General features: G+C 71.3%; 13 protein-coding genes. 2 read left to right on the top strand and 11 right to left on the bottom strand.

All coding sequences use genetic code 11. The features are described 5' to 3' along the window. Window positions 1-78 precede the first annotated feature (78 nt). The 8 genes from ACTJJ4_RS17490 to ACTJJ4_RS17525 all read right to left on the bottom strand — a co-directional run bounded on the left by ACTJJ4_RS17490 (window position 79) and on the right by ACTJJ4_RS17525 (window position 8,698). Window positions 79-1,491: an FAD-binding protein gene (locus ACTJJ4_RS17490; RefSeq protein ID WP_440944502.1), complete on the bottom strand. Its 1,413-nt coding sequence runs from the start codon at window positions 1,489-1,491 to the stop codon at window positions 79-81. Next, window positions 1,488-2,267: a cyclase family protein gene (locus tag ACTJJ4_RS17495; protein WP_440944503.1), complete on the bottom strand. Its 780-nt coding sequence runs from the start codon at window positions 2,265-2,267 to the stop codon at window positions 1,488-1,490. Before ACTJJ4_RS17495 ends, ACTJJ4_RS17490 begins: the two co-directional genes overlap by 4 nt. Further along, window positions 2,264-2,734, bottom strand: a complete 471-nt coding sequence (locus tag ACTJJ4_RS17500; RefSeq protein ID WP_440944504.1) for a RidA family protein — start codon at window positions 2,732-2,734, stop codon at window positions 2,264-2,266. The genes ACTJJ4_RS17495 and ACTJJ4_RS17500 overlap by 4 nt, the downstream gene beginning before the upstream one ends. Continuing rightward, complete coding sequence (locus ACTJJ4_RS17505) at window positions 2,731-3,693, bottom strand: fumarylacetoacetate hydrolase family protein (RefSeq protein WP_440944505.1); 963 nt, start codon at window positions 3,691-3,693, stop codon at window positions 2,731-2,733. Before ACTJJ4_RS17505 ends, ACTJJ4_RS17500 begins: the two co-directional genes overlap by 4 nt. 189 nt (window positions 3,694-3,882) lie before the next feature. Continuing rightward, entirely contained in the window at window positions 3,883-5,016 is a 1,134-nt protein-coding gene (locus ACTJJ4_RS17510; protein ID WP_440944506.1) for a PucR family transcriptional regulator, read from the bottom strand. A 40-nt stretch (window positions 5,017-5,056) separates the two neighbouring features. Then, window positions 5,057-6,538: a carboxylesterase/lipase family protein gene (locus tag ACTJJ4_RS17515; protein ID WP_440944507.1), complete on the bottom strand. Its 1,482-nt coding sequence runs from the start codon at window positions 6,536-6,538 to the stop codon at window positions 5,057-5,059. After that, complete coding sequence (locus ACTJJ4_RS17520; RefSeq protein WP_440944508.1) at window positions 6,531-7,409, bottom strand: alpha/beta fold hydrolase; 879 nt, start codon at window positions 7,407-7,409, stop codon at window positions 6,531-6,533. The genes ACTJJ4_RS17515 and ACTJJ4_RS17520 overlap by 8 nt, the downstream gene beginning before the upstream one ends. After that, window positions 7,406-8,698, bottom strand: coding sequence for an MFS transporter (locus ACTJJ4_RS17525; RefSeq protein WP_440944509.1), 1,293 nt, complete (start codon window positions 8,696-8,698; stop codon window positions 7,406-7,408). Before ACTJJ4_RS17525 ends, ACTJJ4_RS17520 begins: the two co-directional genes overlap by 4 nt. A gap of 147 nt (window positions 8,699-8,845) precedes the next feature. On the opposite strand from ACTJJ4_RS17525, the gene ACTJJ4_RS17530 reads away from it, so the two are divergent. Then, window positions 8,846-9,508 carry a DNA alkylation repair protein gene (locus ACTJJ4_RS17530; protein ID WP_440944510.1) on the top strand — a complete coding sequence of 221 codons (663 nt, stop codon included), beginning with the start codon at window positions 8,846-8,848 and terminating at the stop codon, window positions 9,506-9,508. 16 nt (window positions 9,509-9,524) lie between these two features. Here the strand turns inward: ACTJJ4_RS17530 and ACTJJ4_RS17535 are convergent, their stop codons facing one another. Beyond that, on the bottom strand, window positions 9,525-10,595 hold the full coding sequence (locus ACTJJ4_RS17535) for a DUF998 domain-containing protein (RefSeq protein WP_440944511.1): 1,071 nt from the start codon (window positions 10,593-10,595) through the stop codon (window positions 9,525-9,527). Window positions 10,596-10,635: 40 nt separating this feature from the next. Between ACTJJ4_RS17535 and deoD the strand changes: the two genes are divergently transcribed. Then, the gene (gene deoD / locus ACTJJ4_RS17540; RefSeq protein ID WP_440944512.1) at window positions 10,636-11,346 is read left to right on the top strand and encodes a purine-nucleoside phosphorylase; all 711 of its coding nucleotides are present in this window, start codon (window positions 10,636-10,638) and stop codon (window positions 11,344-11,346) included. A 73-nt stretch (window positions 11,347-11,419) separates the two neighbouring features. Here deoD and ACTJJ4_RS17545 read toward each other — a convergent pair whose 3' ends face one another. Beyond that, on the bottom strand, window positions 11,420-12,322 hold the full coding sequence (locus ACTJJ4_RS17545) for a carbohydrate kinase family protein (RefSeq protein ID WP_440944513.1): 903 nt from the start codon (window positions 12,320-12,322) through the stop codon (window positions 11,420-11,422). Further along, complete coding sequence (locus ACTJJ4_RS17550) at window positions 12,319-13,836, bottom strand: glycoside hydrolase family 32 protein (RefSeq protein ID WP_440944514.1); 1,518 nt, start codon at window positions 13,834-13,836, stop codon at window positions 12,319-12,321. The genes ACTJJ4_RS17545 and ACTJJ4_RS17550 overlap by 4 nt, the downstream gene beginning before the upstream one ends.

Genomic DNA, 13,836 nt, shown 5'->3' on the forward strand with positions numbered 1-13,836 from the left:
CCTCCCCCTCGGGCGCCGTGCCGCCGGCATCCGCTCCCCGCGGTCGGATCCGACGGGCGGATCCGACCACCCGATCGCTCAGCGCGCGGGCATCCTCGCGGCCGCGATCTCGCCTCCGGTCCGTCGGGCGAAGGTCACGGTGCGCAGCACCGACATCGCCCCGGGATACTCGCCGTACCAGACACCGGTGACGACGCCCGCCCCGTACAGGCCGGGAATGACGGTCCCGCGCGGCGTGACCACGCGGCCCTGCAGGTCGATGCGGATTCCGCCATAGCTGAACGTCGACGCCGTCGCCAGCGGGTACGCGAAGAACGGGGCCTCCTCGATCGGCAGCGCCCAGTTCGTCTTGTCGATGTCCAGCCCGTTCGTGCGCCTGCCGTCGAGCACCCCGGGATCGAAGTCGCCGTCGCCGACCGCGGCGTTGAATCGCGTGATCTCCTCCTCCAGCGCGGCCGGGTCGACGCCGATCAGCCCCGCGAGTTCGGCGAGGGTGTCGGCCCGGTACGGCTCGATGTCGCTCTGGTTCAGGAACTCCCAGCCCGGGATCCGGGCGGCTCGGGCGTCGAACACGAAGGAGGCGGTGGCGTCGTGGTCGCGCCACACCGACCAGGCGAGCGGTGCGTTGAGCGCCTCGGCCGTCGCGGAGCCCTCGTCCACGAATCGCCGGCCGCGGCCGTCCACGATCACACCGTAGGGGATGCCGAAGATGCCGGCATCGGGCTTGGTCGTCCGCTCGTCGACGAGCTGCACGTGCAGCCGATCGAACTGACCCGCCGTCGCCGCGCCGAGCTCGGTCGCCATCCGCAGGCCGTCGCCCGTGTTGAACCGCAGTCCCGGGACGACGTGGCGGATCTGCCCGGCCCGCTGGCCGACATAGCGGGTCACGGCCTCCAGACTGCCCTCGAACCCGCCCGTCGCAAGGACCACGGCATCCGCCGCCAGCGGACTGGTCAGTCCGTCCGGACCGCGCACGATCGCGCCGTCGACCCGCCCCTCCTCGTCGGTCGTGAGGCGCAGGGCCTCGGTGTCGTAGCGGATCTCCACGCCGTCGCGCGCCTCCAGCAGCGAGCAGAAGGCCTCGACCAGGCTCGCGCCACCACCCACCATCGCGCCGTAGTCGTTCGCCATCGCGAACGGCGGACGCTGGTGGGCGATCTGCACGCCGTGCTCCTCGAGCCACGCCACGGTGGCGGCACCCTCCCGCTCGATCACCCGGAAGTAGTCCTCGTCCACATCGGGATGCGAGGTCAGGATGCGCGCGATGACGCCGGGATCGACGACCCCCTCGCTGTCGACGGTCACGTTGACCCAGGACCATCGGGTCGCTCCGCCGCGCTCGGTTCGCGGTGCCCGTTCGAGGAGCAGGACCCGCGGTGAGCGGCCTTCGCGCTCCGCCTCTTCGAGGAAAGCCTCCGCGACGGTCAGCCCGCCCGCTCCGCAGCCGATGACGAGCAGGTCGAGTGGTGCGGTCTCCTGCGGGACGCTCACTCCCCCTCACCGCCTTCCGGGACGAACGCGAACACCCGAGCCGGACCGGCGGTGCCGCCGACGAGCGGCAGCGGCGCGACGACGACCCACGCGCCGGTCGCCGGAAGGGCGTCGAGATTGCGCAGCGAGGTCAGGCCGTACTTGTCCGATCCGAGCAGGTAGTAGTGGCCGGGGCCGAAGGCTCCAGGGTCGTCCTGGGCGTCGTCCCCATCCGGTCCGGCGCCGAGGCCGTCGATGCCGATCGCCTCGACGCCGAGGCCGGAGACGTTCGGATGCGCCGCCAGCCACTTGGCGGCCTTCAGGGTGAGGCCGGGCCAGACGTTGTCGTTCAGGAAGCGTGCTGGATCGTCGCCGCGCGAGCTCCAGCCGGTGCGGACGAAGAACCACGTGCCCGGCTGGATCTGGCCGTGCTCCGCCTCCCAGCCCTCCAGGTCGGCGACAGAGACGAGGTAGCCCGGGTTCTCGGCGACCGCGGCCGTGCAGTCCAGCACACCGACCGGACCCACCAGGCGCTCCGGCGGAATCTGGTCGACCGAGCGGCCGTGGCGCCCGCTGATCCAGTGCCGCGGCGCGTCGACGTGGGTGCCGGCGTGCTCGCCGAGAGTGATGTCGCTCCAGGACCAGCCGGGGCCATGCTCGTCGAAGTCGCTCACCGGCGTGAAGGTGAGAGCGGCCGTCGGGGCGAAGGGCTCCGGCACGGGCACCACCGGGGTGGACGGACCCAATGGCGTGGTCAGATCGACGATGCGCGATCCGAGAAGGGTGTGGATGGTCATGCGTGTGCTCCGTTCGGGATGATCGGGTGAGGAGGGACGGTGTCGTCGGCGAAATGCGGGAGGTAGGCCCTGACCTCGACCTCGATGAGCATCCCGGGGCCGAGGAACTCGGCGACGTAACCGCTGCCCACGAAGCCGCGCTCGGGGATCCGCTCGCGGAAGATGTCGTTCAACGTGCCGAAGTCCTCGGCGCGCGCCAGGGTCGCGTGGATCTCGTAGACGTGCTCGAAGCCGGCGTCGACGGCGTCGAGCACGACGGCGATGTTGTCGAAGGCCAGCTCCGCCTGCGCGCGGAAGTCGGCGGGCAGGCGCCGCTCCTCGACCGGGCCGGTGAGGTTCGTGAGCGCGGAGGTGCCGGAGACGGTGAGCCATGGGCCGATCCGCACCGCACGGTCGAAATGCCCCGCGGGCGGCGCGAGACGGGACGGGTTGATCGCCTCGATGAACGGGCGTGCGGTGCGGATCATGTGGCGCTCCTCGGGTTGACGGTCGGCGGTTCTCGCCTGGATGGGTCCGGCTCGTCGATGACGCGCGTGCGCATGCGTCCGAGCCCGGTGACTCCGGCCTCGACGACGTCGCCGGGGAGTAGGAACACCGGAGGATCCTGCTCGAATCCGCACCCCGGTGGGGATCCGGTGAGGATGATGTCGCCCGGCTCGAGCGGGATGCCCGCGCTGACGAAGGCGACGAGTTCTGCGATGCCCGTGATCATCTCCGCGGCTCGTGCCCGCTGGCGCACCGAGCCGTTCACACTCAGCTCCAGAAGCAGGTCGGCAGGGCACTGCGCGTCATCCGCCGTCAGCAGCCAGGGCCCGAGCGGGCAGAAGGTGGGGAATCCCTTGGCGCGGGTGAGCTGCAGGGAGAGCGGGTGCGCGAGCCCCGCCCCGAGGGCGATGTCCCGGGCAGAGACGTCATCTGCCACGAGGTACCCCGCCACATGCGCGAGGGCGCGTTCCGCGGGGACCCGATGAGCGGCCGCCCCTATGACGACACCGAGCTCGACCTCGTGGTCCAGCGCAGTCGTCTCGGGCGGGCGGACGATGTCGTCGTAGGGCCCGCACACGGCGGTCGGCGGCTTGAGGAACAGGACGGGATCCCCGACGCGGCTGTCGAGCCCGGCCGCGTGCGCCGGATAGTTCATGCCGATGCCGACCACGAGGCGCGGCGCGGGGATCGGGGAGCCGATGCGGCGATCGCCGAGACGCTCCGCGCCGTCGCGCACGTGGGTCTCGGCCAGCCAGCCGGCGAGGTCCGGAAGCCGGTCCAGCACGTCGCTCAGCTGATCGACCCGGATCCCGTGCTGCGCGGCGAGCGGGCGCAGCGGCACGATCATCGCCTCCGGGGAGAGCGGGCCGTCGGCCCCGGCGTCGTCGACGAGCACGAAAGGCTCCTCGGCGCCGATGGGCCCCACGCTCAGCAACCGCATGCGCGATGCCTGACCTCGTCGACCATGACTCCTCCTCGTGCCTGTCGTTTCGATGACACTAAGAGGACGAGGATGCCGAGTTCCTCGGCGGATGGCTGCTCTTCAGGTCTTGTTCTTCGTGGATTCCACGAAGAACAAGAACGCGTCGGCGTTCAAGCCCTGTCGGCAGGGCCGAGCGCCTCAGAAGCGTCAGCGCGGCGGCCCGATCGACAGCATCGACAGAGCCAGGCCGTCGAACCGTCGCGGGTCGTGTCCGGTGAGCTCGTACCAGCGATCCAGGCGGTAGGCGACGGTGTTCGGATGCAGTTGGAGTGCCGCCGCGGCCGCAGCGAGACTGAAGCCCTCATCCGCGAAGGCCCGCACGGCCTGTGCGAGACCGGGATGCTCCGCGGCGATCGCCTTCGCCTCCCCGTAGAGGGGCGTGAGACGCGTGCGCGCATCGACCAGGCCCGAGTGCAGCCATGCACGCTCGAAGAACGAGACGGATTCCGGCCACGCGACCCGCAGCGCCCGTTCGGCGTCGCCGATGCTGGTCTCCGCCCCCGAGACGCCGGGCCGCTCCAGGCCGACTCCGACGCTGCCATGGCCGGGCAGCTGCCGGTGCACCTCCTCGGCCACCGCCTGCGGGGATGCGCCCTGGCAGAGCACGATCATCAGCGTTCCGTGCAGCCCCGCGTGATTCGTTCCTGGCAGGCGCGCGAGGCCCCTCTGCAGCAGCTCCAGATCGCCCTCCACCCAGGGTGAAGCTTCAGTGCACACGGCGCGGAAGCTGCCCCCGGGGACGAACCCCAGCCGACGGGCGTTCTCCACGGCCTCGCCTTCCGCCGCGTCGCCGGCACGGACGGATTCCAGAAGGCGCTGACGCAGCACGACCTGACGCCCCTGCGCGCCGCCGCCTGCGGCCGATGTCTCGGCGACCAGCGCACTCGCCCGCTGGATCCATGACCACAGCGGATCGGCCAGCTGCACCAGCGTGCCGGCCGAGATCCCATCGACATGCGCGAGGGCATCCCACACGTCCCGTCCCACCACATGAAACGCGGCGAGGACATCCTGGACCGGGATGCCGGTGCCCTCGCGGCGCATCGCCGCGTAGCGGATCGCCTTGGCATCCTCGACCGAGAAGCCGCCCTCCCCGGCGAGCGCGTGCAGCAGTGACTGGATTGTGTCGCGCACGGTTCCGCGGTGCAGCTCCAGCGGCACCAGGGCGTACCGGGGGAGCTCGGCGCGCACATGATCGGTGGCGGAGGCCGTCAGCGGGCCGATCCCTGCCTCGACCCTGGCGCACGCCTTCTGCACCGCGGTCTGCTTCCTCGTTGTCATGCCTCTCCCGGGCGAAGGGCGATTCGTCGTGGAATGCAGGTTACTCCGCGGGTTCGAGCAGTCTCGCCCACGGATGAGACCGGGGACCGGTGCCGATGCCGTCCCAGGCCAGCCGACGCTCGGCATCCGGGTCCGGCATGTCCGCCGCACCCGTCTCCCGGAATCGGTGCTCGTACCGCGTCTCCTCCTCGTACACCTCCCAGGAAGGCCCCGGAGAGCCGGTGCGGGCGAAGGCTGCGAGGCAGTGCGACGCCGCCGCATCCGCAGTCCCGCCGAAGAACGCCGCGACCTCCGCACCGTGCGGGGCCGATCCCGCCGCGTCGGGCACGTCGTAGCGGTACACGTACGTCGCGGCCGCGCCGCCGGCCAGACGCGCCTCGGCGAGACGGAGGCTGCGGATCCGGAACTGGTCGGAGGCGATCGACAGCCAGAGCTCTCCCGGCGGGGAGTCCGGCAGCAGCTCGTGGTACCGCTGCAGGATGCGCGTTGCGTCGTCCGGTCTGTCCAGCCCATCCGCGACGAGCCCGCGCAGTGCTTCCGCTGGCAGCTCACGGGATGCTGCCCCTGGATCGGCACCGAGCGCGATGTGCGACTCGTCGCGCGCCGTGCCGATGATGAGGGGGATGCCTGCTCCGATGCCGGCCCTCGCGGCGGCGGTCGGCGCGAGGGGCAACGGGTCTCGTCCGACGACGGGCGAGAATCGCATGCTGTGCGGGCCGGGGACGGCGCCCGCGCCGAGGTGCTCCTGCACCTGGAGGAGGTCGGTGACGGGAACGCGCCGGAGCCGTTCCGCGAGCTGCTCCGCTGTGCCCTCGAGCCCCAGCGCGTCGGCGACGGCGATCCTCGTCGCGGCGGCGCGCGACGGATCGTTGAGATCGAACTCCGGCCCTGCCATGATCACCGCACCGTGCATCAGATGCGCTGCGGACGGCGTGCTGAGCAGCATCGATGTCTTCCCCCCGCCCCCGGAGTGCCCCACCACGGTCACCCGCTCCGGATCGCCGCCGAACGCCGTGATGTGCGACCGGATCCACCGCAATGCCGCGAGGAGGTCGAGGTGTCCGGCGATGCCGGAGCCGGGCACGCCAACGGGTTCGAGGTCGAGGAACCCGAGGATGCCCAGTCGATGCGTCACCGAGACGACCACGAGGTCGTGCTCCGCGCTCAGCCTGGTCCCGTCGCTGTCCGGTTCCAGTGAGGAGCCCGCGAAGTATCCCCCGCCGTGCAGCCACACCACGACCGGACGCCGACCAGGGACGGCCGGCGTGACGATGTCCAGGCGAAGGCAGTCCTCGCTCATTCCCCGGCTGACATCGGCGAGGGGGCTGAGGGGCTGAGGAGCGATCGGGCCGGGCGCGGACGCGGACAGGATGCCCTCCCAGGGCTGCGCCGGCACCGGCGCGGCGAACCGCCGCTCCCCCACCGGAGCCTCGGCGTAGGGGACGCCGTGGAATCTGAGCACGCCGTCGTCCTGGCGGCCGGCGAGACGACCCGAGGGCGTCGACACCACCACCTCAGGCACTCGCACCTCCGTCCTCCACAGTCCGGATGTGCCGGCCGATCTGCTCCGCGACGCGCTCGGCCTCGGTGTCGAGCAGCCAGTGACCGCCCTGCTCGAACGCGACCATCCGGTAGCCGCCCTGCGCGTACTCCGCGCAGAGCTCGGCCGTTGCCGGGAGCAGGGCTGGCCCCTCGCTGAAGATGTAGAGCGCCGGCACGGTGACCGGCGGGACCTGCGCCATCTCCTCGACCGGGATGAGATGCCAGGCCACCGCCGCCGCGAGCACCTCCGGGTCGTGCAGGCGCGCCGTGGTCTGCGCGACGAGCTCCGGGCGCATCCCGGATCCCGCGAGGAACGATCGCAACGCGGCAGCGTCATCGCGCAGCAGCTGCTCGGCGGCGGGGCGGGGCGGACTCATGCTCTCCAGCGCATCCCACGCTCGACGCTGTTCGGCATCCGTGCGGACGCCGCGCGCGAACGCCGCGGGGTGCGGAAAGCGCAGCGCGGTCAGTGATGCGATCCGATCGGGATGCGCCGCAGCGGTCGCCCAGCTCTGCAATGCGCCCTGCCCGAAACCGGCCAGGTGCAGGAGGTCGCACCCGAGCGCATCGGCGATGCCGATGACGTCGCCGACCACGGCATCCAGCGTGTACTGATCCAGCGGCACGCGTGCGCCCGGCGAGTATCCGCGCTGGTCGAACGCGAGGGTCCGGATCCCCTGCTCCGCGAGCAGCGGCGCGACCCGCGCCCAGCTGGCGGCGTGCTGAGGGAAGCCATGCAGGGCGAGGAGGGGGGTCCCGTCCTCGGGGCCCCAGGACAGCGTGCGGAACAGCAGGTCTCCGACGCGGAGGGTCGACGCGCGACCCTCCGCGAGCACCCGGGGCGCTCTCATGCGCGCGCCTCGGTCGTGGTGGTCCCGGCGACGATAGGGCTCTCCGCAGGCGCGAGGCCAGCGTCATCCACCGGTCCTTCTGCCGTCCGGCGGGCACGTCGTAGCAGCACCGCGCCGACGATCCCGGCCACGGTCGGCACCGCGATGGCCAGGAACAGCTGCGTGGTGCTGAAGCCGGCAGCGAGCATGGCTCCCCCGGCCCAGCCGCCGCCGAGCCGGCCGATCTGCCCCGCTCCGTTGGCCCACGAGACGCCTGTCGCCTTCGCGCGTGCGGGGTACAGGGCGGTGGCGAGAGTCGGAAGCACGGCATTGGATCCGGCGATGGTGAAGGCGATCGCCGAGATCGCGATGAGGAATCCCGCGATGCCGAGGTCGACCACGGCGAGCAGCACGATCCCGAGGGTGCCGACGCCCCACACCACGGCGAGTACGGAGCGCGGGTCCCAGCGCCTCAGCGCGAATCCGAGACCGAGCTGGCCGAGCAGTCCGCACAGGCCGAACAGCCCGGTGACCAGCGCGGCCACGCCCGCGGTCAGGCCGTACTGCTCGACCATGAGCGGCAGATACGTCGCGATGAGGTAGGCGACGCCGAGTCCCACGGCGAAGCAGATCCACGTCAGCAGCGTGGAGGCGAGGTAACGATGCGTGAACAGGGTGCCCACTGCTGTGCCGGCTTCGGCATGGGAGGTGGCGGGGATCGGCTCCTCGAGACGCTCGGCGCGGCGCGGAAGCACCCGGAGAAGGAACGGCACCAGCACGATGGAGAGCACCCCGCTCACGATGACGAGGACGCGCCAGCCGGCGGCGGGGATCACGACGGCCGCCAGCACGCTTCCGAGGATGAACCCGAATGCGCCGCCCGACCACACCAGGCTCACCATGTGCGATCGGGTGCGTCCGGGGACGAGCTCGGACACCTGCGCGATCACGACGGGCACCAGGGCCCCGAGCCCCAGGCATGCCGCGAGCCGCACGATCATCAGGCCGGCCATCCCGGGCACCGCCGCCGTCGCGATCGTGAGCGCCGAGAACTCGAGCGCGCAGACGACGATGACCGGGCGGCAGCCGAATCTGTCGGCAAGCGGCCCGGCGAGATAGCCGCCCACCGCGCCCGCCACGACGCTGAGGGTGACGAGGGTGGTGATGTCCTCGATGGATGTGCCCCACTCCTCCATGACGCGGGGGAAGACGAAGCTCGCGACCACGAGGTCGAGGCCTTCGGCCACCATGGCCAGCATCAGGATGAAGAGAGCGGAACGGATCCGGGGTGTTGCAGTCGACGTTGACATGTGAAGCTCCGTGCTCGGGTCGGTCGGCACGAACAGTGCCGTGCACGCACGCTAACGAGCCGGATCTGCGCCTCGCATCGGCGATTCCCCAACCGGGGCCCGTCGATCCCACAGGAGGTTCAGGCCCCTCTCGCCTACCCTGTTCTCATGTCGATGACCGCCCCTGAAGCACTGGCCGAGCTCGCGGCCCTGGAGGACCCGAAGGCACGGGCCGTGAACGAACGCCACGGCGATGCGCACGGCGTGAACCTGTCGAAGATGCGTGGGCTCGCCAAGCGGATCGGGTTGTCGACCGACCTGGCTCGCTCCCTCTGGGACAGCGACGACGTGGCCGGGCAGCTGCTCGCTCTGCTGATCGCGAAGCCGAGGGAGCTGTCGGCCGACGAGATCGACCGGATGCTGCGCAGCACCCGCAGCGCGAAGGCGCACGACTGGCTGGTCAACTACATCGCCAAGAAGTCGCCCCTCGCCGAGGAGCTGCGGCTGCGCTGGTCGGACGATGCGGATGCCGACGCCCGCGCCGCGTACTGGTCGCTGACCTCGGCGCGGGTGCAGAAGAATCCGGAAGGCCTGGACCTCGACGCCCTGCTGGACCGCATCGAGCGCGAGCTGAAGGATGCTCCCGAGCGCGAGCAGTGGGCGATGAACGAGACGCTCGCGTACATCGGCATCCATCACCCGGCGCTCCGCGACCGTGCCGTCGCGATCGGCGACCGCCTGCAGGTGCTGGCCGACTACCCCACCCCGCCGAACTGCACCAGTCCGTTCGCGCCGATCTGGATCGCCGAGATGGTCCGCCGCCAGGGCTGATCCGAGGGTGCCGCATCTAGGCGCGCAGCGGGCGCCGTCGGGCCGAGGGGCGGGACTCATCGGGGGCGAGGATGCCGAGCAGCTGGACCAGCGTCGACAGCCACAGCAGCACCAGTCCGACGACGATCGCCTCCAGTGCGGCCACCGACAGCATCCGAAGGGCGAAGGCGAGCAGCACCGCGATCGCGATGAGCACCACCAGCACGATCGTCAGCACGCGCAGCATCCGCAGCTCCCCCATCAGCACGGTGGTCATGATCGCCGCCGCCACGATCAGCCCCAGCGTCGCGAACGCGGCGATCGCGTGCGGCACCGGCACCTGATCCAGCGGCAGAAGACCGACGGCGGCGAGCGCGAGCCCGGCTCCCGCCCACGTGACCACGACGACGGCGATGCCGCGCAGGGCGGTGTCGCCCAGCATCCGATGCAGATCCCGACCGACGTACGAGCCGGTCGTCGCGATGAGCAGACCCGCGATCATCACGGTGCCGTTGAACGCCCAGCCGCCGGCGCCGATCCCGAGCTGCGAGAAGCTGCGGTCCCACCAGGCCGTGTCGGTGGCGGTGAGCATGGCGAACAGCGTGCCGATCACGAGGAACGCGAACAGCAGCGAGGCCACGTCACGCGTGCTCAGCCGGATGCCGGTGCGGAACGCGAACCGCCCGCCGAGCGCCGACGCCACGCCCGCCAGCACCCCTCCGCCCAGCGCCGGCAGCTGCAGGCCCTGCAGCCCGGTCGCCAGCACCTCTCCGGCCAGCAGCACCCCGAGACCGGCCACCCCGACGAGTGCGAGAGCCACAGCGATCGCGCTGATGTCGGAGACCACCGCCTGCCAGGCGGGCATCGGCGCGGTCTCACCTGCCCGATGCATCCGGGTGCTCACTGCGAAGGCCGCCGCCGCGATGATCCCGGCGACCACGGCGACGGGCATCAGCACTCCGCCTGAGACCAGCACTGGGCCGTCGCCTCTGAACGGGCGCGTCCCGCCCCACAGCACCACGGTGCCGGCGAGCAGTCCCACAGCGAAGCAGACGGCGGTCGCCCACAGCATCCGTCTCTGCTGCTGCAGCATCCGCTCCACGTCCATGACCTCATGCAACCACTCCGCGGGGACATAACCTGGGATCATGAGCACCCACATCGGCGCCGCGCCCGGCGAGATCGCCCCCATCGTCCTGTTCCCCGGAGACCCGCTGCGGGCGAAGTGGATCGCCGAGAACTTCCTCGACGACGCGCAGCTGTACAGCGAGGTGCGCGGGATGCTGGGCTTCACCGGCACCTGGAACGGGCACCGCGTGTCGGTGCAGGGCTCGGGCATGGGCCAGCCGTCGATGTCGATCTACGCCAACGAGCTGTTCGACTCCTACGACGTGCAGACCATCGTGCGCGTCGGTTCGTGCGGAGGCCTGACCGAGCGCGTGGGCATGAGAGACATCATCATCGCCAACGGTGCCTGCACCGACTCGGGCATCAACCGCACGCGCTTCCACGGACTGGACTACGCACCGGTCGCGGACTTCTCGCTGCTGCGTGCGGCCGTCGAGGCCTCGGAGTCCCTGACGCTGGATGCCGCGGTGCACGTCGGCCTGCTCTACTCGAGCGACCAGTTCTACACGACCCGTCCCGAGCTGACCGAGCCGCTGGTCGCGCACGGCGCCCTGGCCGTCGAGATGGAGACCAGCGCGCTGTACACGCTCGCCGCCTACCGGCAGCGCCGCGCCCTGAGCATCTGCACGGTCTCGGACCACCTCGTCACCCACGAGGAGACGACGTCCCAGGAGCGCGAGCAGACGTTCGGCGACATGATCGAGATCGCGCTGCGCGCCGCGACCGCCTGAGGCGGACGCGCGGACCGTTCGGCTCCGGGTGGTCGCCCACGACGTCGGTCGGGCGACCCGGGGGTCCTGCGCGTCACCGCTGGAGTCTCAGCGCGAGCTCCTCGGGATGAGGCGGGTTGGCTCCCGCGCGCGACACGGTGATCGCAGCCGACGCGAGCGCGGTGTCCAGGGCGCTCAGCACGGCGCCGCCCTGGACACGATGTCCCTCTCGGATGAGCCGATCGGTGCCGTCGCGGAGCAGCGCGAACAGCAGACCCGACATGAACGCGTCCCCGGCGCCGATCGTGTCCGCGACGGTGACCGGCAAGGCGGGACGCTCGTACGGCACGCCGTCGACGAGCGCGAGCGCGCCCTGCGAGCCACGGGTGATCACGGCGAAGCGCGTGCCGTTGTCGGCGAGCTCCCGCAGCACGTCATCCGGTTCGGCGCCCGGACGAAGCCACGCGGCGTCCTCATCGCTGAGCTTGACGACCTGTGCCGCCGCGGCGATCGCGAGCACGCGGGCCCTGGCCTCATCGGCGGGCCCGGTCACGTCGGGCCTGATGTTCGGATCGAAGCTCCGCAGCGTCTGTGCAGGAGCAGCACGGAACGCCTCCAGTAGGGCTGTCGATCCGGGTTCGCGCAAGGCGCCGATCGACCCCGCGTGCACCAGCGCGAAGTGCTCGATCGCGGGAATTGGGATCTCCCCGTGCAGTGCGAAGTCGTACTCGGCCCTGCCCTCGGCATCCAGGCGCACCGACGCGGCCCATGACGGCCCCTCAACCAGCGTGCGAGCTCCGAGCGGAACACCGTCCGCTGCGAGGTGAGCACGGATGAGGTCCCCGTACTCATCGGCCCCGATGCGGGAATGCAGTTCGGCCGGCCACCCCAGGCGAGTGAGCCCGACCGCGACGTTCATCGGCGAGCCGCCTGCGTGGGCCTGTCCTCCGACGACGACATCGACGAGCGCTTCACCGATGACGGCGATCCGCGTCACGCCTGACGCCCTTCTGCTCCCGCGAGCATCGTGCGGGGAACCTCGGCGGACCACTCGTCCACGAGCAGGGCGTCACCGACGGCGACCAGCTCCACGCGCGTGATCCGGGTGCCGACCAGATCGGTGAGGGCGACGGCCCCGCCATCGGCGAACACCTCGACCGACCCCCGTCCGCTGTCCGCGCCGTCCAGCCAGATCTCCGCATCGAAGAGCTCCGGCGCCGCCAGCTGGACGCGCTGCACGCTTCCGAACGCGGAGGGCAGGCCCGCCGACCCCGGCCGCCTGTCCAGGCTCAGCACCCCGTCGGCGAAGCGCAGAACCGCCGAGACACCGCGCGCGTCGCGGAATCGCAGCTCGGCCGCGAGACCGGCATCCGCTCCCCCGGAGGGACGCAGACGGCACCGCAGCCGCGCCTGCGGTGCCAGGTCCAGAGCGAGCGTCGCCCCCTCCGCGACCTCTCGCGGCCAGGTCGAACCTCGCGGGTCCGGGTCGAGCGGGGCGGTGGCAGGGCCGATCGCCTCCTGGATGAGCCGGACCCGCCCCTCTCGCCGGGAGAGCGAGAGCCGACGCGCGAGGGTCATGGCACCGCGCTGCGGGTGCTCGGCGTCCACCGGCAGCTGTCCCGCGTAGTCCCAGTTGCTCATCCAGGCGATGAGGATCCGGTCCTCACCGGCCAGGCCCGAGAAGGTCACGCCCGCGTAGCAGTCCCGCCCGTGGTCGAGCCAGTCGCACGCCTCGAGCTGAGCGCGCGAGTTCTCCCAGCCCTCGACCGGCGCGGCCGGAGGCCCGGGTTCGTCTGCGACGAAGCGCACCCCGTCGAACGATCCGATCACGTACTGCGTCCCGGATCCTCCGGCGATCCCGCCCGGGTTGAGGCTGATCAGCAGCACCCAGCGCACGTCGTCCGGATCGCCGTCCACGGCGAGCGGGAACAGGTCAGGGCACTCCCACACCCCGCCGGTCGCGCCGCGCGGCCCGTAGTCGGACAGGTAGGTCCACGCCTTCAGGTCGTCGGAGCGGTACAGCACGACACGGCGCTCCTGCGCTTCGACGGCCACCATCACCCAGTGGTCGCCGGCCGGTCCCGAATAGCGGAACACCTTCGGATCGCGGAAGTCCGAAGATCCGCGGTCGAGCACGGGATTGCCCGGGTACGGCATCCAGGTGAGGCCGCCATCCGTGCTCGACGCGATGCCCTGCGCCTGGTGGCGGCCGGGCTGATCGGCGAGCGTGAACACGGCCACGAGCGGAGGCGTGCCCTCCGTGCCGAGTCCGCTGCTGTCGTGCTCGTCGAACACGGCGGAGCCGGAGAAGATCTCATGCTCGTCCGTGTATCGGATGGCGACCGGATGCTCGTCCCAATGCACCAGGTCCGTGCTGGTGGCATGTCCCCAGCTCATGAAGCCGTGGTCGGCTCCGTTCGGGTTGTACTGGTAGTACAGGTGGTAGCGACCGTCGTGGAACACGAGCCCGTTCGGGTCGTTCATCCAGTTGTGCGCGGGGCGGAAGTGCAT

It is taken from the genome of Microbacterium sp. 22195, assembly GCF_052056515.1.
Lineage (GTDB): Bacteria > Actinomycetota > Actinomycetes > Actinomycetales > Microbacteriaceae > Microbacterium.

Bases quoted from the DNA above. Each gene is read 5' to 3' on its own strand.
- ACTJJ4_RS17495 (WP_440944503.1), bottom strand. From the start codon at position 2,267: ATGACCATCCACACCCTTCTCGGATCGCGCATCGTCGATCTGACCACG.
- ACTJJ4_RS17500 (WP_440944504.1), bottom strand. From the start codon at position 2,734: ATGATCCGCACCGCACGCCCGTTCATCGAGGCGATCAACCCGTCCCGT.
- ACTJJ4_RS17505 (WP_440944505.1), bottom strand. From the start codon at position 3,693: ATGCGGTTGCTGAGCGTGGGGCCCATCGGCGCCGAGGAGCCTTTCGTG.
- ACTJJ4_RS17510 (WP_440944506.1), bottom strand. From the start codon at position 5,016: ATGACAACGAGGAAGCAGACCGCGGTGCAGAAGGCGTGCGCCAGGGTC.
- ACTJJ4_RS17520 (WP_440944508.1), bottom strand. From the start codon at position 7,409: ATGAGAGCGCCCCGGGTGCTCGCGGAGGGTCGCGCGTCGACCCTCCGC.
- ACTJJ4_RS17525 (WP_440944509.1), bottom strand. From the start codon at position 8,698: ATGTCAACGTCGACTGCAACACCCCGGATCCGTTCCGCTCTCTTCATC.
- ACTJJ4_RS17530 (WP_440944510.1), top strand. From the start codon at position 8,846: ATGTCGATGACCGCCCCTGAAGCACTGGCCGAGCTCGCGGCCCTGGAG.
- ACTJJ4_RS17535 (WP_440944511.1), bottom strand. From the start codon at position 10,595: ATGGACGTGGAGCGGATGCTGCAGCAGCAGAGACGGATGCTGTGGGCG.
- deoD (WP_440944512.1), top strand. From the start codon at position 10,636: ATGAGCACCCACATCGGCGCCGCGCCCGGCGAGATCGCCCCCATCGTC.
- ACTJJ4_RS17550 (WP_440944514.1), bottom strand. From the start codon at position 13,836: ATGCACTTCCGCCCCGCGCACAACTGGATGAACGACCCGAACGGGCTC.